The 25,055-nt window shown below is 66.1% G+C and carries 21 protein-coding genes and 1 pseudogene; 14 read left to right on the top strand and 8 right to left on the bottom strand.

The annotated features are described in order from the left end of the window. The first annotated feature begins 269 nt into the window (after positions 1 to 269). The gene (locus MB901379_RS04825) at positions 270 to 1,940 is read left to right on the top strand and encodes an amidohydrolase (protein ID WP_158015598.1); all 1,671 of its coding nucleotides are present in this window, start codon (positions 270 to 272) and stop codon (positions 1,938 to 1,940) included. Positions 1,941 to 1,989: 49 nt separating this feature from the next. Here MB901379_RS04825 and MB901379_RS04830 read toward each other — a convergent pair whose 3' ends face one another. After that, on the bottom strand, positions 1,990 to 2,298 hold the full coding sequence (locus MB901379_RS04830; RefSeq protein WP_158015599.1) for a WhiB family transcriptional regulator: 309 nt from the start codon (positions 2,296 to 2,298) through the stop codon (positions 1,990 to 1,992). A 444-nt stretch (positions 2,299 to 2,742) separates the two neighbouring features. On the opposite strand from MB901379_RS04830, the gene MB901379_RS04835 reads away from it, so the two are divergent. The 3 genes from MB901379_RS04835 (at position 2,743) to MB901379_RS04845 (ending at position 5,190) form a co-directional block, all read left to right on the top strand. After that, positions 2,743 to 3,537, top strand: a complete 795-nt coding sequence (locus MB901379_RS04835) for a hypothetical protein (RefSeq protein WP_158018947.1) — start codon at positions 2,743 to 2,745, stop codon at positions 3,535 to 3,537. A gap of 80 nt (positions 3,538 to 3,617) precedes the next feature. Continuing rightward, the gene (gene sigD / locus MB901379_RS04840; RefSeq protein WP_197717859.1) at positions 3,618 to 4,193 is read left to right on the top strand and encodes an ECF RNA polymerase sigma factor SigD; all 576 of its coding nucleotides are present in this window, start codon (positions 3,618 to 3,620) and stop codon (positions 4,191 to 4,193) included. Further along, positions 4,186 to 5,190, top strand: coding sequence for an anti-sigma-D factor RsdA (locus MB901379_RS04845; RefSeq protein ID WP_158018948.1), 1,005 nt, complete (start codon positions 4,186 to 4,188; stop codon positions 5,188 to 5,190). Before sigD ends, MB901379_RS04845 begins: the two co-directional genes overlap by 8 nt. 18 nt (positions 5,191 to 5,208) lie before the next feature. Here MB901379_RS04845 and MB901379_RS04850 read toward each other — a convergent pair whose 3' ends face one another. Then, positions 5,209 to 5,622: a DUF5319 domain-containing protein gene (locus tag MB901379_RS04850; RefSeq protein ID WP_158015600.1), complete on the bottom strand. Its 414-nt coding sequence runs from the start codon at positions 5,620 to 5,622 to the stop codon at positions 5,209 to 5,211. A gap of 162 nt (positions 5,623 to 5,784) precedes the next feature. Between MB901379_RS04850 and guaB the strand changes: the two genes are divergently transcribed. The 4 genes from guaB to MB901379_RS04870 all read left to right on the top strand — a co-directional run bounded on the left by guaB (position 5,785) and on the right by MB901379_RS04870 (position 12,394). Continuing rightward, on the top strand, positions 5,785 to 7,374 hold the full coding sequence (gene guaB, locus MB901379_RS04855; protein ID WP_158015601.1) for an IMP dehydrogenase: 1,590 nt from the start codon (positions 5,785 to 5,787) through the stop codon (positions 7,372 to 7,374). Between the two features lie 8 nt (positions 7,375 to 7,382). Next, positions 7,383 to 8,510, top strand: a complete 1,128-nt coding sequence (locus tag MB901379_RS04860) for a GuaB3 family IMP dehydrogenase-related protein (protein ID WP_158018949.1) — start codon at positions 7,383 to 7,385, stop codon at positions 8,508 to 8,510. A 234-nt stretch (positions 8,511 to 8,744) separates the two neighbouring features. Beyond that, the gene (locus tag MB901379_RS04865) at positions 8,745 to 10,568 is read left to right on the top strand and encodes a PPE family protein (protein ID WP_158015602.1); all 1,824 of its coding nucleotides are present in this window, start codon (positions 8,745 to 8,747) and stop codon (positions 10,566 to 10,568) included. Positions 10,569 to 10,657: 89 nt separating this feature from the next. Beyond that, positions 10,658 to 12,394 (top strand): GMC oxidoreductase, encoded by a 1,737-nt coding sequence (locus MB901379_RS04870; RefSeq protein ID WP_158015603.1) that lies wholly within the window; start codon positions 10,658 to 10,660, stop codon positions 12,392 to 12,394. 4 nt (positions 12,395 to 12,398) lie between these two features. Here MB901379_RS04870 and MB901379_RS04875 read toward each other — a convergent pair whose 3' ends face one another. Beyond that, on the bottom strand, positions 12,399 to 13,295 hold the full coding sequence (locus tag MB901379_RS04875; RefSeq protein ID WP_158015604.1) for a TauD/TfdA dioxygenase family protein: 897 nt from the start codon (positions 13,293 to 13,295) through the stop codon (positions 12,399 to 12,401). Between the two features lie 60 nt (positions 13,296 to 13,355). Here MB901379_RS04875 and MB901379_RS04880 point away from each other — a divergent pair, with 60 nt between their 5' ends. Continuing rightward, positions 13,356 to 13,922: a TetR/AcrR family transcriptional regulator gene (locus MB901379_RS04880; RefSeq protein WP_158015605.1), complete on the top strand. Its 567-nt coding sequence runs from the start codon at positions 13,356 to 13,358 to the stop codon at positions 13,920 to 13,922. 12 nt (positions 13,923 to 13,934) lie between these two features. Here MB901379_RS04880 and MB901379_RS04885 read toward each other — a convergent pair whose 3' ends face one another. From MB901379_RS04885 to MB901379_RS04895, 3 genes and pseudogenes are all read right to left on the bottom strand, one after another. Beyond that, a complete protein-coding gene (locus tag MB901379_RS04885) occupies positions 13,935 to 16,322 on the bottom strand; it encodes a glycoside hydrolase family 65 protein (RefSeq protein ID WP_158015606.1) in 2,388 nt (795 codons plus the stop codon). After that, positions 16,319 to 17,103: pseudogene (locus MB901379_RS04890) on the bottom strand (beta-phosphoglucomutase family hydrolase). Before MB901379_RS04890 ends, MB901379_RS04885 begins: the two are co-directional and overlap by 4 nt. 84 nt (positions 17,104 to 17,187) lie before the next feature. Next, on the bottom strand, positions 17,188 to 18,744 hold the full coding sequence (locus MB901379_RS04895; protein ID WP_158015608.1) for an MFS transporter: 1,557 nt from the start codon (positions 18,742 to 18,744) through the stop codon (positions 17,188 to 17,190). A gap of 77 nt (positions 18,745 to 18,821) precedes the next feature. Here MB901379_RS04895 and MB901379_RS04900 point away from each other — a divergent pair, with 77 nt between their 5' ends. After that, entirely contained in the window at positions 18,822 to 19,505 is a 684-nt protein-coding gene (locus tag MB901379_RS04900) for a winged helix-turn-helix transcriptional regulator (RefSeq protein ID WP_158015609.1), read from the top strand. A gap of 16 nt (positions 19,506 to 19,521) precedes the next feature. On the opposite strand, the gene MB901379_RS04905 is transcribed toward MB901379_RS04900, so the two are convergent. Beyond that, complete coding sequence (locus tag MB901379_RS04905; RefSeq protein ID WP_158015610.1) at positions 19,522 to 19,815, bottom strand: hypothetical protein; 294 nt, start codon at positions 19,813 to 19,815, stop codon at positions 19,522 to 19,524. 125 nt (positions 19,816 to 19,940) lie between these two features. Between MB901379_RS04905 and MB901379_RS04910 the strand changes: the two genes are divergently transcribed. Beyond that, positions 19,941 to 20,165, top strand: a complete 225-nt coding sequence (locus MB901379_RS04910; RefSeq protein WP_158015611.1) for a hypothetical protein — start codon at positions 19,941 to 19,943, stop codon at positions 20,163 to 20,165. 252 nt (positions 20,166 to 20,417) lie between these two features. Continuing rightward, the gene (guaA, locus tag MB901379_RS04915; RefSeq protein ID WP_158015612.1) at positions 20,418 to 21,995 is read left to right on the top strand and encodes a glutamine-hydrolyzing GMP synthase; all 1,578 of its coding nucleotides are present in this window, start codon (positions 20,418 to 20,420) and stop codon (positions 21,993 to 21,995) included. Between the two features lie 23 nt (positions 21,996 to 22,018). Here guaA and MB901379_RS04920 read toward each other — a convergent pair whose 3' ends face one another. After that, complete coding sequence (locus MB901379_RS04920) at positions 22,019 to 22,666, bottom strand: hypothetical protein (protein WP_232021991.1); 648 nt, start codon at positions 22,664 to 22,666, stop codon at positions 22,019 to 22,021. A 131-nt stretch (positions 22,667 to 22,797) separates the two neighbouring features. On the opposite strand from MB901379_RS04920, the gene MB901379_RS04925 reads away from it, so the two are divergent. Next, positions 22,798 to 23,451, top strand: coding sequence for a hypothetical protein (locus tag MB901379_RS04925; protein WP_158015614.1), 654 nt, complete (start codon positions 22,798 to 22,800; stop codon positions 23,449 to 23,451). A 38-nt stretch (positions 23,452 to 23,489) separates the two neighbouring features. Beyond that, positions 23,490 to 25,040 carry a DNA polymerase Y family protein gene (locus tag MB901379_RS04930; protein WP_408632358.1) on the top strand — a complete coding sequence of 517 codons (1,551 nt, stop codon included), beginning with the start codon at positions 23,490 to 23,492 and terminating at the stop codon, positions 25,038 to 25,040. The last annotated feature ends 15 nt before the right edge of the window (positions 25,041 to 25,055 follow it).

The raw sequence follows: 25,055 nt of genomic DNA on the forward strand, positions 1-25,055 counted from the left end.
GTCGGCGGTGGTGTTCATTCAGGTGGGTCCTCTCTGCTTGCCGAAGTTATCTCCATGATCGAGGCCCAGTGGTCACCGAGGCTAGGGTCAAAAGCGCCCATTCTGCAGGAATAGTGGTGCAAAAGCGTGCGGTGCCAGCGACGCCTGGATGGGTAGGCTGATCGACGATTCGCCGGGTCCCAGCCAGGGAATTCGGCCGGGTAATCCCTTGCGCCACAACATGGCCCGCTGCGACGCAGCAGGCGGTGCCGTTCGAATAGGAGCACAGTATGACTGGCGATGCCGACACCATCTATGTCAACGGTGACATCATCACAATGGACGTCACGGTCGACGAGGAACGGCCGACGGCCGAAGCGGTCGCCATCAAGGATGGCCGCATCGTCGCCGTCGGGACTCGGCAGAACGTGGCCCACCACCATCGGGGGCCCCGAACGCGCGTGGTTGATCTACATGGCCGCACACTGCTGCCGGGTTTCATCGATCCGCACAGCCACTACATCAATGCGCTCACGGTAGCCAACCAGGTCAACCTGTTCGCGCCACCGGCCGGCCCGTGCGCCGATGTCGACGCCATCGTCGCGCAGCTGAAGAGCTTCCGCGATGCCCACGACATCCCCGCGGGGGAACTCATTATCGGCTACGGCTACGACGAGACGATCATGGCCGGTGGCCGCACGCTGCATCGTGAAGACCTCGACAAGGACTTTCCGTGCAACCCGGTGCTGGTCCGTCATGTTTCGCTGCACGGCGCGGTGCTCAATTCGGCCGCGCTGGACAAGTTCGGTATTTCGGCAAGCACCGTGACGCCGCCGGGCGGCGTGATTGTGCGCAAGGAAGGTTCGGATGAACCCGACGGGCTGATCATGGAAACCGCGTTCCTGGAGATTTTCGCGTCGCTGCCCAAGCCCACGCGGGAACAAGAGGTGCAGTGGAGCATCGCCGGCCAACAGCTCTACGCGGCCGCCGGCATCACCACCGCTCACGAAGGATTGACCCACGCGGATGACATCGCCGTTTTGCAGCGGGCGGCCGCCGGTGGCGCCAACCTCATTGACATCATCGCCTACCCGTTCATCCTTGAGCTGGACGAAGTTCTGCAGGACAACCCGCCCGACACATTCGGGACCTACCGCAACGGCGTCAAACTCGGCGGCGTAAAGATCACCCTGGACGGTTCGCCGCAGGGCCGTACCGCGTTCTTCACCACCCCATACCTGGTCGACGGACCCGACGGGCAGCATCAGTGGACCGGAGAACTGCCCTTTCCGCAGGACACCGTCAACTCGTGGTTCAAACGTGTCTATGACCTCGGCGTGCCGCTAAACGTCCACGCCAACGGTGACGCCGCTATCGATGTCCTGCTCGCGGCACACGAGTACGCCGCGGCGGACGACCTCGCAAAAGACCGCCACACCACGGTGATTCATTCCCAGTTCGTGCGCCGCGATCAGCTCGCCAAGTACGCCGACTACAAGCTGATTCCCTCGCTATTCACCGAGCACGCCTTCTACTTCGGCGACACCCACGTGCGGTTACGCGGTAAGAAGCAGGCGCATTTCCTCAGCCCGATGCGGGCTGCCATCGACCTGGGGCTACGTCCCACCAACCACACAGATTTCAACGTCTCACCCCTGGACCAGATGTTCGTGGTGTGGACGGCGGTCAATCGCGTGTCCCGCAGTGGTGAGGTCATCGGCGCCGATCAGCGCGTCACCGCTCTGGAGGCGCTGCAGGCGATCACCATCAACGCCGCACATCAGTACCGCGAGGAACAGTCCAAGGGCTCCATCACGGAGGGCAAACTGGCCGATCTGGTGATCCTGGACGGCAATCCGCTCACCGTCGATCCCATGCGGATCAAAGACATCAGGGTCATCGAGACGATCAAAGCGGGGCGCACCATCTACCGGCGGCCCGCCCCGCCCAGCTGGCCATGACATGGCTCACTCAAGGCCTAGCAAGGCCCAAGCGCGAGCGCCGGGAAACTCAGGCGGAACGGCGGATACCCCGGCTGCGCCCAATGCCGCCCTTGAGCAGCATGTCGCGCTCGGATTCGGACAAGCCGCCCCAGACGCCGTAGGGCTCGCCGACGTCCAGCGCGTGCGACCGGCACTCCTCGATCACTGGACAACGGCGGCACATCTCCTTGGCGCGCTGCTCACGTTGCATGCGGGCGCGACCACGCTCGCCGTCGGGGTGGAAGAACATCGATGAGTCGACGCCGCGGCACAGGCCCTGCAACTGCCAGTTCCAGATGTCGGCGTTGGGCCCCGGTAGCTGCTCCGGCTGTGGCATTGCTGATTCCCTCTCTGCACGGCACACCCAAGTGGAGGTTGGGTTCGCGAACGCGCGAGTTGTGCAACTGATAATCAGAGGCGTCAACGATGACTACCCGAACAACGGTAAACGCTAGGGGCGTTGCCGAATTTCCGTCAATAGCCTCATAAACCTACAAAATGCCTGGACGTTGGATGAGAATTAACTCTGCGTTCATCTGTCGCGCATTATCGGGAGGTCAAACGTGCTGCCGAAACCGGTTCGGTACCAGGAATTCCCAGTTCAGTGGGCTACTGTGAACAACCTGTAATTCACTTACGGATGCCTGTGAGTAATACTTCCGTAACACGGAAAGCACAAACATTTTACTGCTAAGGCGCGACTATCAAGGTGATTGAAACGTGTCACACTTCGGCGGGTGAGTCGGCGGGTGAGTCGGCGGGTGAGCCCCCGGCGGAGGGGCTGCTGATCGAGGCCGCCTTCGGTGGCCGCCCGAGCACCTGGCCGCTGCCGACGGCGAGCACACCGGGCCAGCTGTGGCTGCGCGCGGTGGCTGCCGGTGGGCAAGGGCGCTACGGCTCCGCGTACGGGGATCTGGCGGCGTTGCGGCGGCGCGTGGCGGCGGGTCCGTTGGCATCGCTGGCGCACAGCGCCCAGGCCTCATTTCTGCGTCAGCTCGGGTGGCACACGCTGGCGCGAGGTTGGGACGGTCGGGCGCTTGCGGTGGCCGGCACCGATGCTGAGGCCCGGACCGATGCGCTGGTCGGGTTGGCGGCCGACGCGCTGGGCATCGGTCGCTTCGCCGCATCGGCGGCCTTGTTGACGCGTGCGGACGCGGTTGTCGCGGAGGCCGAATTGCCGGCCCGCGTCGTGGACCGGCTGGCGGTGCGGCGGGGGTGGGTGGCCGCGGAACTGGCGATGGTCTCCGGCGACGGGGCTGCCGCTGTGCACCGCGCGGAGGAGGCAGTCGAGCTGGCGCAGAACATGATTGGCGCATCGGCGAGACATCGGGTCAAAAGTGATGTGGTGCTGGCCGCGGCCCTGTGCAGCGCCGGCGCTACCGAGCGAGCCCGCAGCGTCGGTGAAGCGGCCCTGGATGCCACCGGACGGCTGGGGTTGATACCGCTGCGCTGGGCGTTGGCTTGCTTGCTGATCGATACCGAAAGCGTCACGTTTACGGCACGCGAGTTGCGCGAGATTCGTGATATCTGCGCAGATCAGGTGTGGCGCGCCGGTGGAACGTGGCGTCCCGCTTGAATCGCCGTTCGACCGTTATTGTCAATCCGTTAGTTAGCCCGGGATGTGTCCGGTTCGTAACGTTGGAGATATCGCCGTCGATGACAATTGAAGGGGAACGTCTCGACGCTGTGGTTGCGGAGGCCGTGGCAGGAGACCGGAACGCGCTTCGGGAGGTGCTGGAGACCATTCGCCCGATCGTTGTGCGATATTGCCGAGCGCGAGTCGGCACAGTCGAGCGGAGCGGCCTCTCAGCAGATGATGTGGCACAGGAGGTCTGCTTGGCCACCATTACGGCGCTGCCGCGCTATCGGGATCGAGGACGTCCGTTCCTGGCCTTCTTGTACGGCATCGCGGCCCACAAGGTCGCCGACGCTCATCGCGCGGCGGGGCGCGACCTTGCCTATCCGGCCGAATCGGTGCCCGAGCGCCGATCCGCCGACGCCGACCCAGAACAGCTGGCCATCGAGGCCGATTCGGTGTCCCGGATGAATGAGTTGCTCGAAATCCTGCCGGCCAAGCAGCGCGAGATTCTGATTCTGCGTGTTGTGGTCGGCCTCTCCGCCGAGGAGACCGCTGCCGCCGTCGGCAGCACCACCGGAGCGGTCCGGGTGGCCCAGCACCGCGCACTCCAGCGGCTCAAAGACGAAATCGTGGCGGCAGGTGACTATGCCTAATTCTGGATTTGCACTGGGTGATCAGCCAAGCCTGGGCCCCCGCTTGGATGAGGTGGCCCGCACCGATCTGCTCCTGGACGCGCTCGCCGGCCGTGAGGAGGTCAATCTCGAGGATCCCGACGACGACGCGCTGGCCGCACTGCTGGGCGAGTGGCGCGATGATCTGAGGTGGCCACCGGCGAGCGCGCTGGTTTCCCAAGACGAAGCCGTCGAAGCACTGATTGTCGGCATGGTGGAGCGTCGACGCTCGCGTCGCAGCTTGGCGGCGATCGGGTCGGTGGCCGCGACGCTGTTGCTGCTGAGCGGGTTCGGCGCCGTGGTGGCCGAAGCGCGCCCCGGTGACCTGCTCTACGGCCTGCACGCGATGATCTTCAACGAGCCGCGGATCAGCGACGATCAGATCATGTTGTCCGCCAAGGCAGATCTGGCCAAGGCCGAACAGCTGATCGCGCTGGGCGAGTGGGACCAGGCCCAGACGCAACTGGCCGAAGTCAGCAGCACCTTGCAGGCCGTCAATGATGGCAGCCGCCGGCAGAACTTGATGAACGAATTGAATCAGCTCAACACCAAGGTCGAAAAGCGCGATCCGAACGCGACGTTGTCTCCCAGTTCGCCGCCCCAGTCCGAGCTTGTCGGACCGGGGGACTCCCCGCGGCACGCCAAGACCCCGCTGGCTCCCGAAACTGCGGCACCCACCCCGCCGTCGGCGCCGGTGTCCGCACCGCCAGCGGCATCGGGTGTACCGGAGTCAACGCCACCGAACAGTCCGGTGGTCTCGGCTTCCTCGGCACCCAGCTCGTCGCCGCTCGCCGCGGGATCCGACGCGTCGGCGCCGTCGCCGAGCAACGCCAGCACAACGATGCCCACTGCGGTGCCGAGTCCATCCTCGTTAGCGCCGGGTGAGGCGCCCACCACCGGGTCGAGCACGCCAGGCGCGGGCGCCACGGCGCCGGGCCCTCCACCAACGGAAGAGCCCGCCGACGCATCGACGGGCTAGCGCTGCGCAGCGGCGCGTCTAGTGACGGCGGTGGAAACCGTCCGCGTCCGACGTCGCTTCGTTGAGCGACGCATCGGCATAGCCGCGGCAATAGTCCCAGGTGACGTAGGCGTCCGGCTCGGGGTCATAGGCCGGCTCATGCGGGCGGACGGTGCCGTCAATCAGCAGTTGCAGCAGGTTGGCGCGCAGCATGTCCCAGTCGTGGTAGTGGTCCTGCTGGCATTCATCGCAGCACACAACCAGCCCGCGAATTCCCCTGTGCGCCAACAGCGCTTCGTATACCGCAAGGTCGGCCAAGTCGGCCTCTACCGCCAGCCGCTCCTGCTGATCAAGGGGCTGACCGGGTTCGACGGCCTCCAATGCCGCCGACGGGTCACAGGGGTCGTCGGCGAAGGGATCGGGCGGCAAACCCGGCGGGAGGTGGTCGCGCACGCCTCTACACTACGCAGCCAGGTAGCCATCGCGCTAGAAATTGCGCAGGCGCGCCGTGCGGGACGAGTTCCGCCCGCGCCACGCCAGCAGCTGCGGCTCGGGCGGCGTTGGTGAGCCGATAGGATGGGTTTCTCACTCCGCATTCGTATGGAGGCCTCACCGATGTCTCGTGGCATGTCCCACCTGGAAGACAGCTCTGACCTGGTCGACAGCCCGTACGTGCGAGTGGGTGGCCTGGCGGATGATCCGGTCCCGACCGGTGGTGACGACCCCCACAAGGTGGCGATGCTGGGTCTGACCTTCGATGACGTGCTGTTGTTGCCGGCCGCTTCGGATGTGGTGCCGGCCAGCGCGGACACCTCCAGTCAGCTCACCAAGAGGATCCGGCTCAAGGTCCCGCTGGTGAGTTCGGCGATGGACACCGTCACCGAGTCGCGGATGGCGATCGCCATGGCGCGCGCCGGCGGCATGGGGGTTTTGCACCGCAACTTGCCCGTCGCCGAGCAAGCAGGTCAGGTCGAGACGGTGAAGCGGTCCGAGGCCGGCATGGTCACCGATCCGGTCACCTGCCGACCGGACAACACCCTGGCCCAGGTCGACGCGTTGTGCGCCCGGTTCCGTATCTCCGGCCTGCCGGTGGTCGACGACTCGGGCGCGCTGGTGGGCATCATCACCAACCGGGACATGCGCTTCGAGGTCGACCAGTCCAAGCAGGTCGCCGAGGTGATGACCAAGGCGCCGTTGATTACCGCGCAGGAGGGGGTCAGTGCGTCGGCCGCGCTGGGCCTGCTGCGGCGACACAAGATCGAGAAGCTGCCCGTTGTCGACGGCCGCGGCCGGTTGACCGGGCTGATCACGGTCAAAGACTTCGTCAAGACCGAGCAACACCCGCTGGCCACCAAGGACAGCGACGGCCGGCTGCTGGTTGGTGCGGCCGTCGGTGTCGGCGGCGATGCCTGGGTTCGCGCCATGATGCTCGTCGACGCCGGGGTTGACGTGTTGATCGTCGATACCGCCCACGCCCACAATCGGCTGGTGCTCGACATGGTCAACAAACTCAAACTCGAGGTTGGTGACCGAGTTGACGTGGTCGGCGGCAACGTCGCCACCAGATCCGCGGCCGCGGCCCTGGTCGACGCCGGCGCCGACGCGGTGAAGGTCGGGGTAGGGCCGGGGTCGATCTGCACCACCCGGGTGGTGGCCGGAGTGGGCGCGCCGCAGATCACCGCGATCTTGGAAGCTGTGGCGGCCTGTCGTCCATCCGGGGTGCCGGTGATCGCCGACGGCGGATTGCAGTACTCCGGCGATATCGCCAAGGCGCTGGCCGCCGGCGCGTCGACGACCATGCTGGGTTCGCTGCTGGCCGGCACCGCCGAGGCTCCCGGGGACCTGATCTTCGTCAATGGCAAGCAGTTCAAGAGCTACCGCGGCATGGGATCGCTGGGTGCCATGCAAGGACGTGGCGGGGCTAAGTCGTACTCCAAAGACCGCTACTTCGCCGACGATGCACTGAGCGAAGACAAGTTGGTACCCGAGGGGATCGAGGGTCGAGTGCCGTTCCGGGGCCCGCTCGGGTCGGTGATTCACCAGCTGACCGGCGGTCTGCGTGCGGCGATGGGCTACACCGGATCACCCAGCATCGAAGTGCTGCAGCAGGCGCAGTTCGTCCGGATCACGCCGGCGGGCCTCAAGGAGAGCCATCCGCACGACGTTGCCATGACCGTTGAAGCGCCCAACTACTACGCACGCTGACGATGACCATGGTCGAGATCGGCATGGGCCGCACCGCCCGACGCACCTATGAACTCAGCGAGATCAGCATCGTTCCGTCCCGGCGTACTCGTTCGTCGAAAGACGTCTCCACGGCCTGGCAGCTCGACGCGTACCGTTTCGAAATCCCGGTTCTGGCGCACCCGACCGACGCCTTGGTGTCGCCGGAGTTCGCCATCGAGCTCGGTCGGCTCGGCGGGCTGGCGGTGCTCAACGGCGAGGGCCTGATCGGCCGGCATTCCGATGTGCAAGCCAAGATCGCCCAGCTCGTCGAGGCCGCCAGTAAGGAGCCGGAACCCTCGGCGGCCATTCGGCTGCTGCAGGAGCTGCACGCCGCGCCGCTGGACCCCGATTTGCTGGGCGCGGCGGTGGCACGCATTCGCGAAGCGGGGGTAACCACCGCCGTGCGGATCAGCCCGCAAAATGCTCAGGCGCTCACTCCGGTGCTGCTACAGGCCGGTATCGACCTGCTCGTCATCCAGGGCACGATCGTCTCCGCGGAGCGCGTGGCCAGCGATGGTGAGCCCCTCAATTTGAAGACCTTCATCGCCGAGCTGGACATTCCGGTGGTTGCCGGCGGTGTGCTGGACCACCGCACCGCGTTACATCTGATGCGCACTGGCGCGGCCGGCGTCATCGTCGGCTATGGCTCCACCGAAGGGGTGACCACCACCGGTGAGGTGTTGGGCATCAGTGTGCCCATGGCGACCGCGATCGCCGACGCCGCCGCCGCGCGTCGTGAATATCTCGACGAGACCGGCGGTCGCTACGTTCACGTGCTGGCGGATGGCGATATCCACACCTCCGGCGAGCTGGCAAAGGCCATCGCCTGTGGCGCCGACGCGGTGGTGTTGGGCACGCCGTTGGCTGAAAGCGCCGAGGCGCTCGGCGAAGGATGGTTCTGGCCGGCCGCGGCGGCGCACCCGTCGTTGCCGCGAGGGGCGTTGCTGCAGATTGCTATCGGTGAACGACCGCCGCTGGAGCGGGTGCTCAACGGACCCTCCGATGATCCGTTCGGCGCCCTCAATCTGGTTGGTGGTCTGCGTCGATCGATGGCCAAGGCCGGCTATTGCGATCTCAAAGAGTTCCAGAAAGTCGGGCTGACCGTCGGCGGCTGACGCCGACTCGCGCCGGTTGGCGGCACGTGTCGCCGCCGTGATGCGTTGACCGTTTTCCCGCATCATGGATGGTTCTACGCAAATCGCCAACATCGCGCCAGGATCCGAGTATGGTCCGCGAGTAACGGAAACAGTTGTGGCTAGCAAACAAGTGGCTGGCTGCTTGCCGGGCATGGGGTGGTGTCCCACGATGAGTTGCTTGACGGCGCTAGCGTCAAGAAAGGGGCTGTTGTCATGAATTTCTCGATGTTGCCTCCCGAGATCAATTCGGCGCGGATGTTTGCTGGGGCGGGCTCGGCGCCCATGCTGACAGCGGCGACCGCCTGGGAGGAGCTGGCGGCCGAATTGGGCTCGGCCGCGGAATCGTTCAACTCGGTGACCGCAGGGTTGGCGGGCGCATCCTGGCAAGGGCCGGCAGCGGCGGCGATGTCGGCCGCGGCCGCGCCGTATGTGAGCTGGCTCAGCGCGGCGGCGGCGCGGGCCGCCGGGGCGTCGGTTCAGGCCAAAGGGGTAGTTGGTGCGTTTGAGGCCGCGCGGGCGGCCATGGTCCATCCACTGGCGGTGGTTGCCAATCGAAATTCGCTGGTGCAGCTGGTGATGACGAACTTGTTTGGTCAGAACGCACCGGCGATCGCCGCCGCCGAGGGCATCTATGAGGAGATGTGGGCCGCCGACGTCGCCGCGATGGTGGGCTATCACGGCGGGGCGTCCGCGGCAGCATCGGGGTTGGCGTCGTGGCAGCAGGGGTTGCAGGCGCTGGCCGGCCCGGCCGCATCGGTCATCCCCGGTTTGGCCATTGGTAACACCGGCGTGGGCAACCTGAGCATCGGCAACATCGGCGACTTCAACCTGGGCAGCGGAAACACCGGCAACCTCAACCTGGGTGGCGGAAACACCGGCAATGCCAATGCGGGTGGCGGAAACACCGGCTTCTTCAACCTGGGCAGCGGCAACAACGGCAATACCAACTTCGGCAACGGCAACATCGGCAATCTCAACGTGGGTAGCGGAAACCGTGGCAGCGGAAACTTCGGCCTCGGCAACAACGGCATCGGGAACTTCGGCATCGGAAACCGCTTCGGCAACGGAAACCTAGGCAGCGGGAACTTCGGCGACAGCAACTTCGGCGATGGCAACTTCGGCACCTACAACCTCGGTCTGGGCAACAACGGCTTGGGCAATGTGGGCTTCGGCAACCTCGGTGACAACAATTTGGGCTTTGGGAACAACGGCAACAACAACATCGGTTTCGGGCTCACCGGCAATGACCAAGTGGGCATTAACTTGGCCGGGCTCAACGGCGGCGTCGGCAACATTGGCTTCGGCAACTCCGGTGACAACAACGTCGGGTTCTTCAACTCCGGCAGCAACAACGTGGGCTTCTTCAACTCAGGGGATGGCAACTTCGGTTTCTCGAACTCGGGCACCACTAATACCGGCGCGTGGAACGGTGGTTCGCTTAACACCGGCTTCGGGAATGCGAGCAACCTCAACTTCGGTGTCGGAAATTCGGGCCCGGGCAACGTGGGCATGGGCAATGCCGGCGCAGGCAACATCGGCTTCGGAAACTCGGGCACCGAGAACACCGGCAGCTTCAACTCGGGCGGCGACAACACGGTCAACGGCGGAAACACCGGCAGCTTCAATTCCGGGGACGTGAACACCGGCTTCTTCAACTCGGGCTCCACCAACACGGGTCTGTTCAACGCGGGCAGTGTGAACACCGGCATTGGCAGCCCGGACACCCAACCTGGTTCGGTGTCGGGCTTCGGCAACACCGGCACCGGTGTCTCGGGCTTCAATAACTCCGGCGACGCGACCTCCGGCTTCATGAACACCGCGCCGGGTGCCGGCTTTACCTCGGGCTTCAACAACTCGGGCGACTACCACGTGGGCTTCTCCAACACCGGCGAAGGCAATGGAGGCTTCTTCAACTCGGGCTACGCCGGCATCGGCATCCTCAACACGGGCACGTTCACTTCCGGCATCGCCAACTCGGGTACCAACAACTCCGGCGGCTTCAACACCGGTGATGACCAGTCCGGCTTCTTCAACTAACGGTGGAGCGAACGGGTGCGAGAGCGGCCGCACCAAAGTTACCGGTGGCCCACTGACGGGCCGGATGTAAAGAAGGTCATACTGCAGCGATGAAGCCGGATTACGACGTCTTGATTATCGGTTCGGGTTTCGGGGGCAGTGTCAGCGCGCTGCGCCTGACCGAAAAGGGCTACCGGGTGGGCGTGCTGGAGGCTGGGCGCCGGTTCACGGACGCCGAATTCGCCAAGACATCCTGGGACCTGCGCAAGTTCTTGTGGGCGCCCAAGCTGGGTTGCTATGGAATCCAGCGCATCCACCCGTTGCGCAACGTGATGATCCTGGCCGGTGCGGGCGTGGGCGGGGGCTCGCTGAACTACGCCAACACGCTGTACGTGCCGCCGGAGCCGTTCTTCGCCGACCAACAGTGGCGGCATATCACCGACTGGCGCGCCGAGCTGATGCCGCATTACGAACAGGCGCAGCGAATGCTGGGCGTGGTAAAGAACCCGACCTTCACCGACGCCGACCGCATCGTCAAGGAGGTCGCCGACGAGATGGGGTGTGGCGACACCTGGGTGCCCACTCCGGTCGGGGTGTTCTTTGGTCCCGACGGCACCAAGACGCCCGGCAAGACCGTGCCCGACCCGTACTTCGGCGGCGCTGGGCCGGCTCGCACTGGCTGTTTGGAATGCGGCTGCTGTATGACGGGCTGCCGCCATGGCGCCAAGAACACGCTGATGAAGAACTACCTCGGCCTGGCGGAATCGGCCGGCGCCGAAGTGATTCCGATGACCACGGTGAAAGGTTTCGAGCAGCGGCCGGACGGGCTGTGGGAGGTGCGGACCGTGCGCACCGGCAGCTGGCTGCGCCGGGACCGGCGCACCTTCACCGCCACCCACCTGATCTTGGCCGCCGGTACCTGGGGCACCCAGCATCTGCTGTTCAAGATGCGCGACAAGGGCAAATTGCCGAGCATCTCCAAGCGCCTCGGGGTGCTGACCCGCACCAACTCCGAGTCCATCGTGGGCGCCGCCAGGCTGAAGGTCTCACCGGATCTGGACCTCACCCACGGCGTGGCGATCACGTCGTCAATTCACCCCACCTCGGACACCCACGTCGAGCCGGTCCGCTACGGCAAAGGCTCCAACGCGATGGGGCTGCTGCAGACGTTGATGACCGACGGCAGCGGCCCTGAGGGCACCGAGGTGCCGCGCTGGAAGCAGTTGCTGCAACAGGCGGGCGCCAATCCACGCATGATGATGCGGCTGATCAATCCGCGACAGTGGAGTGAGCGCACGGTGATCGCGCTGGTGATGCAGCATCTAGACAACTCGATCACCACCTTTACCAAGCGCGGGAAACTCGGAACGCGCTGGTACTCCAGCAAACAGGGACACGGCGAGCCGAATCCGACCTGGATTCCCATCGGCAACGAAGTCACCCGCCGTATCGCCGCCAAGATCGACGGCGTGGCTGGTGGCACCTGGGGCGAGCTGTTCAACATCCCGCTGACCGCGCACTTCCTGGGCGGCGCGGTGATCGGCGACAGCCCCGACAATGGGGTCATCGACCCCTATCACCGGGTCTACGGCTATCCGACACTGTTCGTGGTCGACGGGGCGGCGATCTCGGCCAACCTCGGCGTCAACCCGTCGCTGTCGATCGCTGCGCAAGCGGAGCGCGCCGCCTCGCTGTGGCCCAACAAGGGGGAGAACGATCAGCGGCCGCTGCAGGGTGACGGGTACCGCCGGCTGGCCCCCATCGAGCCGGAGCATCCGGTGGTACCGGCCGACGCGCCGGGGGCGCTGCGCTGGCTGCCGATCGACCCGGTGAGCAACGCGGGCTAGGACGCTAGCCGGCAAGCGCCAGTGGCGCCCCGCTGATCACCCGGCTGCGCCGCCCATGGACGTTGACGGGCACATCGCCCATCAGGGTGACCCGGTGCAGGAGCCGGCGCTGGTCGTCGTAGTCGTCGATGGCCCGGTGCTGAGTGGCCCGGTTATCCCAGATGGCCACGTCGCCCGGTTCCCAACTCCAGCGGATGGTGTTTTCCGGCAAGGTGATACGACGCTGCAGCAACTCAAAGAGCACGCTTGACTCTTGGCTGTCCAGGCCGACGAAGCCGCGCACGAAGTCGCCCAGTAGCAGGGTACGTTCACCCGTCTCGGGGTGTACCCGCACCACGGGGTGCTCGGTCTGAAAATCGGGCTTCTGGAAGGCCTGCTGGAACGCCCGTTGGGTGTCGGTGAGTCCGTCGACCGACTCGGCCGTCACGTAGTCGTGGCGGTTGGTGTGCAGGGCCCACAGGTTCTCGACGAGGTACTTGAGTGGTTCGGGCAGCGTGCTGTAGGCGGTCGCGGTATTTGCCCACAGCGTCGACCCGCCATAGCTGGGCACGGTCACCGCGCGCAGGATCGAGGCAGCGGGGTAGTTGGCGGCGAAGGTGACGTCGGTGTGCCAGCGGTTGGCCTTGCCCCACTCGGAGTTGATCGGGGTGATGATCGGCGCGTCCGGCGCTGCCAACAATGTGGCCGGGTGGCCGATGGGGGTGCCCAGCAGGCCGGCGAACTCGAGCTGCCGTTGGTCATCGAGGTGATCCTGGCCGCGGAAGAAGATCACCTTGTGCGTCATCAGCGCGCGGCGGATTTCATCGACGGCGGCCGGGTCAAGATCCCCGCCCAGGCGCACCCCATCGACACGGGCGCCGATGCGGCTAGCGAGCTTCGTTACGGCTATCCGGTCAGTCATTGCTGTGGTCCTTTGCAGAATCGGGTGTAGTCAACTGACTACATAGGCTAGCGTAGTCGAATGACTACACGCACGGCAACCGGCCGCCGGAAGACGCCCACCGGCCGGGAGGAGGTGGCGGCCGCTGTCTTGGAGGCCGCTGCCGATCTCTTCGCCGAGCGGGGCCCGGCGGCGACGTCGATCCGCGACATCGCCGCCCGATCAAAGGTCAACCACGGGTTGGTGTTTCGCCACTTCGGTACGAAGGAACAGCTGGTCGGTGCCGTGCTCGATCACCTGGGGAGCAGTCTGACCGAGCTACTGCACTCCGCGGTGCCTGCCGACGTCGTAGAACGGGCGCTCGATCGGCAGATGCGGGTGTGGGCCCGCACCCTGCTCGACGGGTATCCGGCCGAGCAGTTGCAGACCCGTTTTCCCAACGCTGCCGAACTGCTCAACTACGTGCGGACCCGTTACGATGACGAGTCCAGCGCGCGGCTGGCGGTCGCCAATGCCATTGCGCTGCAACTTGGTTGGCGCCTCTTCGAACCCATGCTGCGGTCGGCGACCGGTTTGGAAGAGTTGACCGAGACCGAATTACGGCAGGCGGTGATGGCCGAGGCCAGCCGGATCATCGAGCCGCACTAGCCGGCCAAAGCCTCAGGTCGCGGTTGCGGCGGCCCACACTTTGGCGGCCATCGTGCGCCGGTGCACCGGCTCGCGGCCCGGCGGTTGCGGCGGTGGCGGCAGGAGTGGCTTGCGCTTGCGCACGGCGATGGTCGACGGCTTGGCCGTGCTCAGCACCACGTCTTCACCGGCGTGACGGATGGTCAGATCGCCGCCGGGCCCGTCGCGCAGGGTCAAGGTGACGTCGGAGTGATTGGCGTCGACGGTCAACCGGAAATCTCGCCAACGCAGCCGGAACCGCAACCGCGAGATACCGTCGGGTAGCTGGGGATCGATGGACAAGATGCCCTCGTCGTCTCGCAGGCCGCCGAAGCCGCCGACCAGGGCGGTCCAGGCCCCGGCCAGCGAGGCCATGTGCAAGCCGTCGCGGGTGTTGCGGTGTAGGTCGCGCAGGTCGATCAGTGCCGCCTCGTAGGCGTAGTCATGGGCCAACTCCAGATGCCCGACCTCGGCACACATCACCGCCTGGGTACACGCCGACAGTGAGGAGTCGCGAACCATGCGCCGTTCGTAGTAGTCGACGTTGCGCGCCTTTTGTTCCGGCGTGAATGCGTGGCTCTGCCACTGCATGGCCAACACCAGGTCGGCCTGCTTGATCACCTGCGTGGGGTACAGGCGGACATAGGCCTCGTGCAGCAGCAGCGGGTAGGTCGTATTGGTTTCGAAGTCCCACTCGGCCAGGGTGGTGAACCCCTCACACTGCTGGTGGACGCCCAGCTCCTCGTCATAGGGGATGTTGACCGCATCGGCCGCATCCCGCCACGCCGCCATCTCTTCGGTGGTGACACCCATTTCCTGGGCGGCCTCGGGGTGGCGCAGACAAGCGTCGGCCGCGGTGATCAGATTGTGCGCCGCCATCAGATTCGTGAACACGTTGTCCCGAACGATCGCCGTGTACTCGTCGGGTCCGGTCACCCCGTCCAGATGCCAGACGCCGTGGCGGTCATGGTGTCCGAGCGAGAGCCACAGCCGGGCGGTCTCGATCAACACCGCGAGGCCACAGTCTTTCTCCAACGAGTGATCGCCGGTGACGGTCCGGTAGCGCTCGAATGCCATGGCGATGTCGGCGTTGATATGCCAGGCGGCCGTGCCGGCCGGCCAGTAGGCCGAGCATTCCTCCCCGCGGATGGTCCGCCAGGGAAAGCTCGCACCATCCAGGCCAAGCTCGGCGGCGCGCTCTTTGGCCAGGTCCAATGTCGAAGCGCGCCAGCGCAACGCGTCGGCCACCGCATGCGGCACGGTGTAGGTCAGCACCGGCAGCACAAAGCCCTCGGAATCCCAGAAAGCGTGCCCGTCGTAGCCGGTCCCGGTGAGTCCCTTGCTGGGAATCGCTCGACGCTCGGCCCGCGCGCTGGCCTGCAGCAGGTGGAACAGGCCGAATCGCACCGCTTGCTGACACTCCGGGTCGCCCTCCACCTCGACGTCCGCACTGTCCCAGAACTCGTCGAGGTAGGCCCGCTGCGTGTCGAGCAGACCCTGCCAACCGCTGTAGCGGGCACCGTGTAACGCCCCGGCGACCTGGTCACGCAGCGCGGGGCGGGAGCGCAAACTCGACCAGCCATACGCCAGGTATTTGACGATGCGCAGCTTTTGCCCGGGGCGTAGCCCGCAGATCACGGTGGTCCGGGCCAAGTCCGGGCGGGCGTCGGTGGTGATCTCGACCCGCCCGGGGACCTCGACCTCGTGGTCCATCGCGGCGGCCATCATCAGGGCACTGCTGCGGGTGCGGTGCATGAGAAGTGCTCCGCATTCGGTGTTCTCGTGGTCAACCGCCTCCAGCGGGTGCTCCAAGATGGCCGACACCCGCGGATCGTCCGAGGTCTCCGGCTGGTCTTCGTTGGTGACCAGTTCGGACTGCACGGTGACCCGGGCGAACTCGTCGACGGCCTCCACGACATACTCGACGGCCGCGACGCTGCGATGCGACAGCGACACTAGGCGGGTGGACACCACCTTGACTTGCTTGTCCGCGGGCGAGCGCCAGTGGGTCCGGCGGGTCAGAGTTCCGGCGCGCAGGTCGAGAACGCGCTCATGGGAGAGCAATTCGCCATACCGCACGTCGAACGGCTCGTCGTCGACCAGCAGGCGCAGGATCTTGCCGTTGGTGACGTCGACAACGGTTTGGCCCGCCTCCGGGTAGCCGTACCCGGCTTCGGCGTACGGCAGCGGCCGGATTTCGAAGAACGAGTTCAGGTAGGTCCCGGGCAAACCGTACGGTTCACCCTCGTCGAGGTTGCCGCGCAATCCGATATGCCCGTTGGACAGGGCGAAGATCGACTCCGACTGCGCAAGCAGGTTCAGATCCAGCCGCGTCTCGCGAACCTGCCACGGTTCAACGGGGAAGGCTTCTTCGCTGATCATGACGGCAGCAGTTCGGCCAGATCGGTAATCACCACGTCGGCGCCATTGCGCCGCAGATCTTCCGCCTGGCCCACTCGGTCGACACCCACCACATAGCCGAAGTTACCGGCCCGACCCGCCTGCACGCCGGAAATTGCGTCCTCGAACACGGCCGCCAAGGCCGGGGCGGTGTCGAGCAGCTGTGCTCCCCGCAGGTAGGAGTCGGGAGCGGGCTTGCCGGCGATGTGCTCGTCGCGCAACCGCACGCCGTCCACCCGCTGTTGGATAAACCGGTCCAGACCAGTGATCTCGAGCACGTCGCGGGTATTGGCGCTCGACGAGACCACCGCGATGCTCAGGCCCGCCGCCGAGACCGCCTCCAGATAGCGCCGTGACCCCTCAAACACATCGACGCCCTCGGTTTTCAGTACCCGCTGGAACATCTCGTTCTTGCGGTTGCCCAGGCCGTAGATCGTTTCACGGTCACCGGCATCATCGGGACTTCCGTCGGGCAACTGGATTCCCCGGCTACTCAGGAAGGACCGGACCCCGTCTTCCCGCTTCTTGCCGTCCACATACTGCCGGTAGTCGGCGGCCGGGTCGAAGGGGACGAACTGCGCTCCGGTGCGCTCGGCACGCGCGCGCAGGTATGCGTCGAACATGGCCTTCCAAGCCTTGGTATGGACACTGGCGGTGTCGGTGAGCACACCATCCAGGTCGAAAAGACAGGCGTGGACCTTCTCAGGGAGACCCAGCACGGGGGACCTCGCTTCCGGTAGTTCGGGCGCTACCAGTTCACCATGCCGCTTAGGTATCCCGCAGAACCCGCGCTGGGGAAATCCGCGCCGATGCGGCGTGGTGCGCCCGCGCGGTACAACCCGGCGAGCTAGGTCTCGGCGAGCGCCGGCGCGGTCGGCGATGGCGCGACGTTCCCGGCTCGGGGCGGCAGCACCCAGGCGACCACGAGTGCGGCCGCCAGCGCGATGCCGGCACAGACCAGCGTGCCGATCTGCAGGCCGTCGAGGAACGCATGATTGACAGCGTCGCGGACTGCGGCGGCTCGTCCGGCCGGCAACTGGTCGATCACCGTGTGCGCCAACGCCATTGAGCCTTCCATCGCCGAACGCACGTCGGCGGGTAGACCGGCCAGCGCCGCCGCCGAACCGAGATGACCGGCGTAGACGGATGCGAAGACGCTACCCACGATGGCAACGCCCAGGGTGCCACCTAGCTCGCGCGTGGTGTCGTTGACAGCCGAGCCGACCCCCGCCTTGTCGGCTGGCAACGATCCCATGATCGCCTCGGTGGCCGGCGCGGTGGTGAGCCCGAGGCCGCCGCCGAGCAACAGCATCTGCAGGGCGATGTGGGTGTACGGGGTTGCCGCCACGGCCGTGGAAGCCCAGGCCAACCCGGCCGCGAACACCACCAGGCCGGCGGCGACCACGGCGGTGGTGCCGACCCGTTCGACCAGTCGGGGTCCCAGGATGCTGGCGAGCGCAATCGAGAACGCGACCGGTAGCAACCGGACCCCGGTCTGGAATGCGGTGTAGTCCTTGATGAATTGGAAGTACTGGGTGATGACGAAGATGAATCCGAACAACGTCAGGAAGCCCGCGGTCACCGCCAGACTGCCGCCGGAGAACCGGCGGTTGACGAAGACCGATACGTCCAGCATCGGGTGGTCGCTGCGCCGCTCCCACAGCGCGAATCCCGCGAGAACGGTTGCGGCCGCGGCGAACCCGACGCCGGCTCGGATGCTGGTCCATCCCCAGGTGGGCGCTTCGATGATGGTGTAGACCAACGCGGTGATCCCGACTGCGGAGAGGGTCAATCCGGGAAGGTCGACGCGGGGTGCCGCCGGATCGCGCGAGGTCGGCACGAACAGGATCCCGCCGACCAGGGCGACGGCTGTGATCGGAATGTTCACCATGAAAATCGAGCCCCAGGCGAAGTGTTCGAGCAGCCAGCCCCCGGTGATCGGTCCGACGGCCACGCCGACGCCCACCATGGCCGCCCACAGTCCGATCGCCTTCGCACGGGGAATCGGATCGGTGAAGATGTTGGTGATCAATCCCAGAGTGGTCGGAAAGATGACCGCCGCTCCGACCCCCATGGCGGCTCGCGCCGCGATCAGTGTATCCGCCGAATTCGCCTGCGCGGCAACGGCAGAGGTGAGCGCGAAGCAGGCGAGGCCGGCGCTGAGCCAGCTGCGCCTGCCGTAGCGGTCGCTCAGGCTGCCGGCCGATAGCAGCAGGCCCGACATGGCCAGGGTGTAGGCGTCGACGATCCATTGCAGCTGCGCGGTGTTGGCCCCGAGCTCGCGCGACACGGTGGGCAGGGCGACGTTGACGATCGTGGCGTCGACGCTGATGACGAAGACGGATAGGCAGATGACGGCAAGCGCGGGGATCGAGTGGTCACGAAAGACGGGCTGAGTACGCATGACAAAAAGGTAAAGCTAATAGACAAATAAATCAAGTAATAACTTGAAAAATAAGTCTATGGTGGTAGGGTGAAGGGGTGTCCGCCCGCAACTACAACCAAAACTGCCCCATCGCACGCGGGCTCGACATCCTCGGGGAGCGATGGACACTGCTGATCCTGCGCGAGTTGGTCGGCGGGGCCCGCCGTTACGGTGATCTGCGCGCCGAGTTGTCCGGCATCGCCACCAACCTGCTGGCGCAGCGACTCGCCGAGCTGCAGGACTTCGGGCTCGTGGAGCGCACCGAATTGCCGCCGCCGATCGGACGTACCGTTTACACCCTCAGCGACGTCGGCTGGCGGCGGGTGTTGCCCATCTTGCAGGCCATCGCGTGGTTCGGCCTGGACCGACTTGATCCGATCGACGCCGATAGCGTGGTGTCGCCGTTGAACGGTTTCCTCGCCGGAATCCTCTTGGGTTTCGACCCGGCGCGCGCGTCCGGGTTGGCAGCGACATACCGTGTCGAGATCGACGGCCGCCGTTTCGAATTCGCGGTGGATCACGGTCGTCTCGGGCCCGCCCACGCCGCGCCGGCGGCGACTGTCACCGCCGGCGCGGCGGACCTTGTCACCGCCCGGTTGGGGCCAAGCGAAGCGACGCGCAAAGCGGCGCTGGAACGGATCGACTTCGATGGCGACCATTGCGCGATCGACGCGCTACGCACCGCGTTTTCGTTGTGCGAAAGTTCGCAACTCGATGGGAGTGCCGGCGGTTCGCCCTAGCGGACGCTACCCGACGCTACCTCAGAACGGCGCTGACATAGCGCCGGTCGGCGAACCGCGTTGCCTCGTCTTCGTCGAAGGGCGGCAGTCCTTGGGTCGCAAAGAGTTCCGTGATGGTGCTGGCGGTGACCTGCCAGCCGTTGCCGGCAAGATAACCGGCGGCGTGGTTGCGTTCGTCGAAGTAGATCAGCTGCGTCAGGTCCAGCGCGAAACCGCGTTGCTCCCACGCCTGGTTAGCGCCTTGGATGCGCCGCTTCTTCTTGTCGCTATCGGGGTGGGTCCAGCCCGAGTGCGCTGTGTATGGCCACATAGCTCTTGTTGGGCAAGAGAATTCGGCAGGCGTCCGTGACTGGATCACGCCGGCGCGGTGCGCGATGGTCAACCGCTTGGTTTCCTCCATTCGACTTGTTGGGTCCGATCACCACGGTTGATGTGATGAAGGACGCAGTGCTGTGCCCGGACGACGATGGAATCGCCATCGTGGCAATCACCGATATCGGTGATGCCTACCGGATTGCCGAGGGGATCACGCGCAGGAAAGTGAAGAACCTCTACTACGGCATCCGGGGCATCCGGGGCATCCGGGGCATCCGGGGCATCCGGCTGTTGCCATGCGCAAAGGGCTTGGCATTGTCCGCGGTCTACGCGCTGCCAGCCTGATTTCGCACCTTGACTGCCGCAGCGCCGCGTGCTGTGTGGCCATGGCCAGCATCAACCGTCGTCAACTGACTTGATACGGGCATCGCCGGCGACCATCTATGAGCGGCGGATCTCCTTGTCAGGCCTGAACAAGGCCCGGTTGGCGGCCTCGGCACTGGCGGTGGCGGTTGCGGGTTGACGCGCTCGGTGGCCCGGATTGCCATGCGGGACCGCAGAATGGTCGGCGCTGCTGGGCCTCTAGACTGACTACCCGTGTCAGAACCCGTTGACCTCGCTGCGGCTGGTCGCACCGGCAGGCCGGTCTTGGTAGTTGACTTCGGTGCCCAATATGCGCAATTGATCGCCCGTCGTGTTCGCGAGGCCCGGGTATTCTCCGAGGTGATCCCGCACACCGCCTCGATCGAGGAGATCAAGGCCCGTGATCCGCTGGCGCTCATCCTGTCCGGAGGACCGGCCAGTGTGTATGCCGAGGGCGCGCCGCAACTGGATCCGGCGCTGTTTGACTTGGGTTTGCCGGTGTTCGGCATCTGCTACGGGTTTCAGGCGATGGCGCAGGTACTCGGCGGCACGGTCGCCCACACCGGCACCAGCGAGTACGGTCGTACCGATCTGAAAGTCCTTGGTGGCGAACTTCATTCGGATTTGCCCGGGGTCCAGCCGGTGTGGATGAGCCACGGCGACGCGGTCACCGCGGCCCCAGGCGGATTTGTGGTAGTGGCCAGCAGCGCGGGTGCCGCGGTGGCGGCTTTCGAGAATCGGGACCGGCGGCTGGCCGGAGTGCAATATCACCCGGAGGTAATGCACACTCCGCACGGCCAACAGGTGCTCAGCAGGTTTCTGCATGACTTCGCCGGAATCGGTGCGCAGTGGACACCCGCCAATATCGCCAACGCGCTGATCGCGCAGGTGCGTGCCCAGATCGGCGATGGCCAGGCAATCTGCGGCCTGTCCGGTGGGGTGGATTCTGCGGTGGCCGCGGCGCTGGTGCAGCGTGCCATCGGTGACCGATTGACCTGTGTCTTCGTCGACCACGGGTTGTTGCGGGCCGGCGAGCGCGCGCAGGTGGAGCGCGACTTCGTGGCCGCCACCAAGGCGCATCTGGTTACCGTCGATGCGGCGGATACTTTCCTGGCGGCGCTATCGGGTGTGACCAACCCGGAGGGCAAGCGCAAGATCATCGGCCGGCAGTTCATCCGGGCGTTTGAGGGCGCGGTGCGCGATGTGCTGGACGGTCGCGATATCGAATTTCTGGTGCAGGGCACGCTGTATCCGGACGTGGTGGAGTCCGGAGGAGGCAGTGGCACCGCGAACATCAAGAGCCACCACAATGTCGGTGGTTTGCCGGACGATCTGAAGTTCACCTTGGTGGAGCCGCTGCGGCTGCTGTTCAAAGACGAGGTACGCGCGGTTGGGCGGGAGCTGGGTCTGCCGGAGGAGATCGTTGCGCGCCAACCCTTTCCGGGGCCGGGGCTGGGTATCCGGATTGTTGGTGAGGTCACCGCGCAGCGGCTGGACACGCTGCGTCGTGCCGACTCGATCGCGCGCGAGGAGCTGACCGCGGCGGGCCTGGACAATCAGATATGGCAGTGTCCGGTGGTGCTGCTGGCCGATATCCGTTCGGTCGGAGTGCAGGGCGACAACCGCACCTATGGACACCCCATCGTGTTGCGGCCGGTGTCCAGTGAGGACGCCATGACCGCCGACTGGACTCGGGTGCCCTACGAGGTGCTGGAACGCATCTCGACCCGCATCACCAACGAGGTGCCTGAGGTCAACCGGGTGGTGCTGGATATCACCAGCAAGCCGCCGGGCACCATCGAGTGGGAATGATCCCGGATCGGTTTTAGGGTCGGCTACGTCTGGACGAACTCACGTTTGCCGTAGGCGATGGTGGCCGCACTCCAACACCCGCCGGCCGCGCCGACGAGCCGGCGCGCGACGTCGAGATCCTCGGTGCCGGCGACCAGGATCAAGGCGTGATCGGTGATGGTGACGGATCCGCCCAGCAGTCGATGGTGTGCGACCGAATCGGCGGCGAAGGCGTCGCGGAAGCGTGCAAAGTCGATGTCGGGCACGGTGATGGTGACCGCATTGGCCGGCCCATGCTGGGGCGCATCCGGCGGCAGGTATTCGAACGTCAGCACCGCTTGCTGGTTGAACTGGCTGCGCACCGCCTCGGCGACGGTGTGCAAGGTAGGCCCGTCGGCGCTGCATAGGTGGAACTCTCGGGCGCGCTCATTGATGGTCTGCTGTAGCTCGTCTGACCAAAACACGCCGTCAAGCAGGGTCGAGCCGGTCACCGTCGCGCCGTTGTGGCTGATCGTCAGGTCGGCCTGTGCCTCGAACAGCCCATCGGCGACGTTGTCGGTGGCGAACAACTCCGCCGGGCGGCAGGTCCCCGGGTCGGTCGGGGTGTCCGCGGTGGCGGTGCTGGTTGGCCCGGCGCAGCCGTTGCACAGCAGTAGCCACACCAGCACCGGGGTGGCTCTGCGCGATCGCACAAGGCAGCGTCTCACGCCGCTTGCTGGGGCGCTTGACGGGGTTGGCGGGTGGGTGTTTACTCAAATTAATCGAACATATTTTCGAATGAGTTGGCCTCAAGGGTGGCCGCGAATCGCTCAGGAGGCTGGTCATGACCGCGGCTTTCGCCTCCGCTCAGCGTCGGGAAAACCGCGCTGAACAGGTGAAACTACTGCGCCAAAGGATGGCGGAGATGTCTGGGGGGCGCGTCCGCCCAGGCGATCCGCACACGGAGTCGGCCCTGCCGGTGGGGGAGCCGGAATCGTTGCCCCGGGGAACGGTGGCAGTGCTTTCGGGAGCTCGGTCGCTGTTGCTGCGCATGGTGGCCGCGGTGACGGCGGGTGGGGGGCATGCGGCCATCGTCGGCCAGCCGGGTATTGGGTTGCTGGCCGCGGTCGAAATGGGGGCGGATCTGAGCCGGATCGCGGTGATACCGGACCCCGGGACCGATCCGGTGGAGGTGGCCGCGGTGCTCATCGACGGCATGGACCTGGTGGTGCTCGGTCTGGGGGGGCGCCGGGTGACGCGGACGCGGGCTCGTGCGGTGGTGGCCCGTGCCCGCCATAAGGGATGCACTCTGCTGGTCACCGACGGTGACTGGCAAGGAGCGCCGACGCGGCTGGAGGCCCGGGTGTGTGGCTATGAAATTACGCCAACTCTCAGGGGCGTGCCCGCCCCAGGGTTCGGGCGGATCAGCGGGGTGCGACTACAGATCAACGGGGTGTGCGCGGGAGGGCGAACGATCGGACGAGCTCGTACCGGGTGAGTCTGGTGGTCACTTCCCGAGTGTTGGCGATCTGGTGCATGGACTGGCCCGCGGTCGCGGCCGCGGCGGCCACGGGCCAGTCTGCGACGGACCCAGTCGCGGTTACCTTGGCAAACCGGGTGATTGCCTGCTCGGCGACGGCGCGTGCGGCCGGAGTGCGTCGCGGGCTGCGCCGCCGGGAGGCGGCCGCACGGTGTCCGCAGCTGCACATTGCCACCGCCGATGCAGACCGCGACGCACGCTTCTTTGAAGGCGTGATCGCGGCGGTGGACGATCTGGTGCCCCACGTCGAGGTGCTGCGGCCTGGGCTCTTGGTGATGCCGGTGCGCGGTCCGGCACGGTTTTTTGGGTCCGAGCAGCGGGCGGCCGAGCAGCTGATTGACGCCGTGGCCGCAGCCGGAGCCGAGTGCCAGGTCGGGATCGCTGACCACCTGTCCACCGCGGTTTTCGCCGCGCGTGCGGGCCACGTCGTGGAACCGGGCCGCGATGCACGGTTCCTTTCGGTGCTGTCGATTCGTCAGCTTGCCACCGAGCCGAGCCTGTCCGGTGCGGGGCGTGAGGAGCTGACGGATCTGTTGTGGCGGATGGGAATTCGCACCATCGGGCAGTTCGCCGCGCTACCGCGCACCGACGTGGCTTCCCGGTTCGGCGCTGACGCGGTGTCTGCGCATAGGTTCGCTCGCGGTGAGTCGGAACGCCCCCCGTCCGGGCGCGAACTACCACCGGAACTCGACGTCGAGCTGCGCTGTGATCCACCGCTGGACCGGGTCGACGCCGCGGCATTCGCCGGGCGTTCGCTGGCTGGCGCGCTGCATCAGGCGCTGATGGGCGCCGGGGTGGGGTGCACCCGGCTGGCCATTCACGCCGCGACCGCCAACGGCGAGGAGCGCAGTCGGGTATGGCGGTGTGCTGAGCCGCTGACGGAGAACGCCACCGCTGACCGGGTGCGCTGGCAACTGGACGGGTGGCTGAGTAATCGGACCGCTTCCGACCGGCCTACGGCACCGGTGACTCTGTTGCGGCTGCAGGCGATAGAGGTGGTGTCCGCCGGCGCGCTGCAGTTGCCGTTGTGGGGTGGTCTCGGTACGGAAGACAGGCTCCGGGCGCGCCGGGTGCTGGTGCGAGTCCAGGGCCTGCTTGGTCCGGAGGCGGTGCAGGTGCCGGTGTTGTCCGGCGGTCGCGGGCCGGGCGAACGCATCACCTTGACCCCACTTGGCCTAGTAGACCCCGAACCGGTATCGCAGGCAGACCCGGGGCAGCCGTGGCCGGGCCAACTGCCCGAACCATCGCCGGCGGTGCTGCTCGACGATCCGGTGGAATTACTTGACGCCCAAGGGAATTTGATACGAGTCACCAGTCGGGGGATGTTCTCCGCGGACCCGGCCCGGCTGATTATCCGCGGCCGGGACAACCGGCTGCGCTGGTGGGCCGGTCCGTGGCCGGTCGACGAGCGATGGTGGGACGACCGGCCTGGGACCGGTCAGGGAAGTGGCCGCACCGCGCGCGCTCAAATACTGTTGGAGAGCGAGCGCGCGTTGCTGCTGTGCTACCGCCAGCGGCGGTGGTACCTCGAAGGAAGTTACGAGTGATGCGCATAATGTGCG

This window comes from Mycobacterium basiliense, assembly GCF_900292015.1.
Lineage (GTDB): Bacteria > Actinomycetota > Actinomycetes > Mycobacteriales > Mycobacteriaceae > Mycobacterium > Mycobacterium basiliense.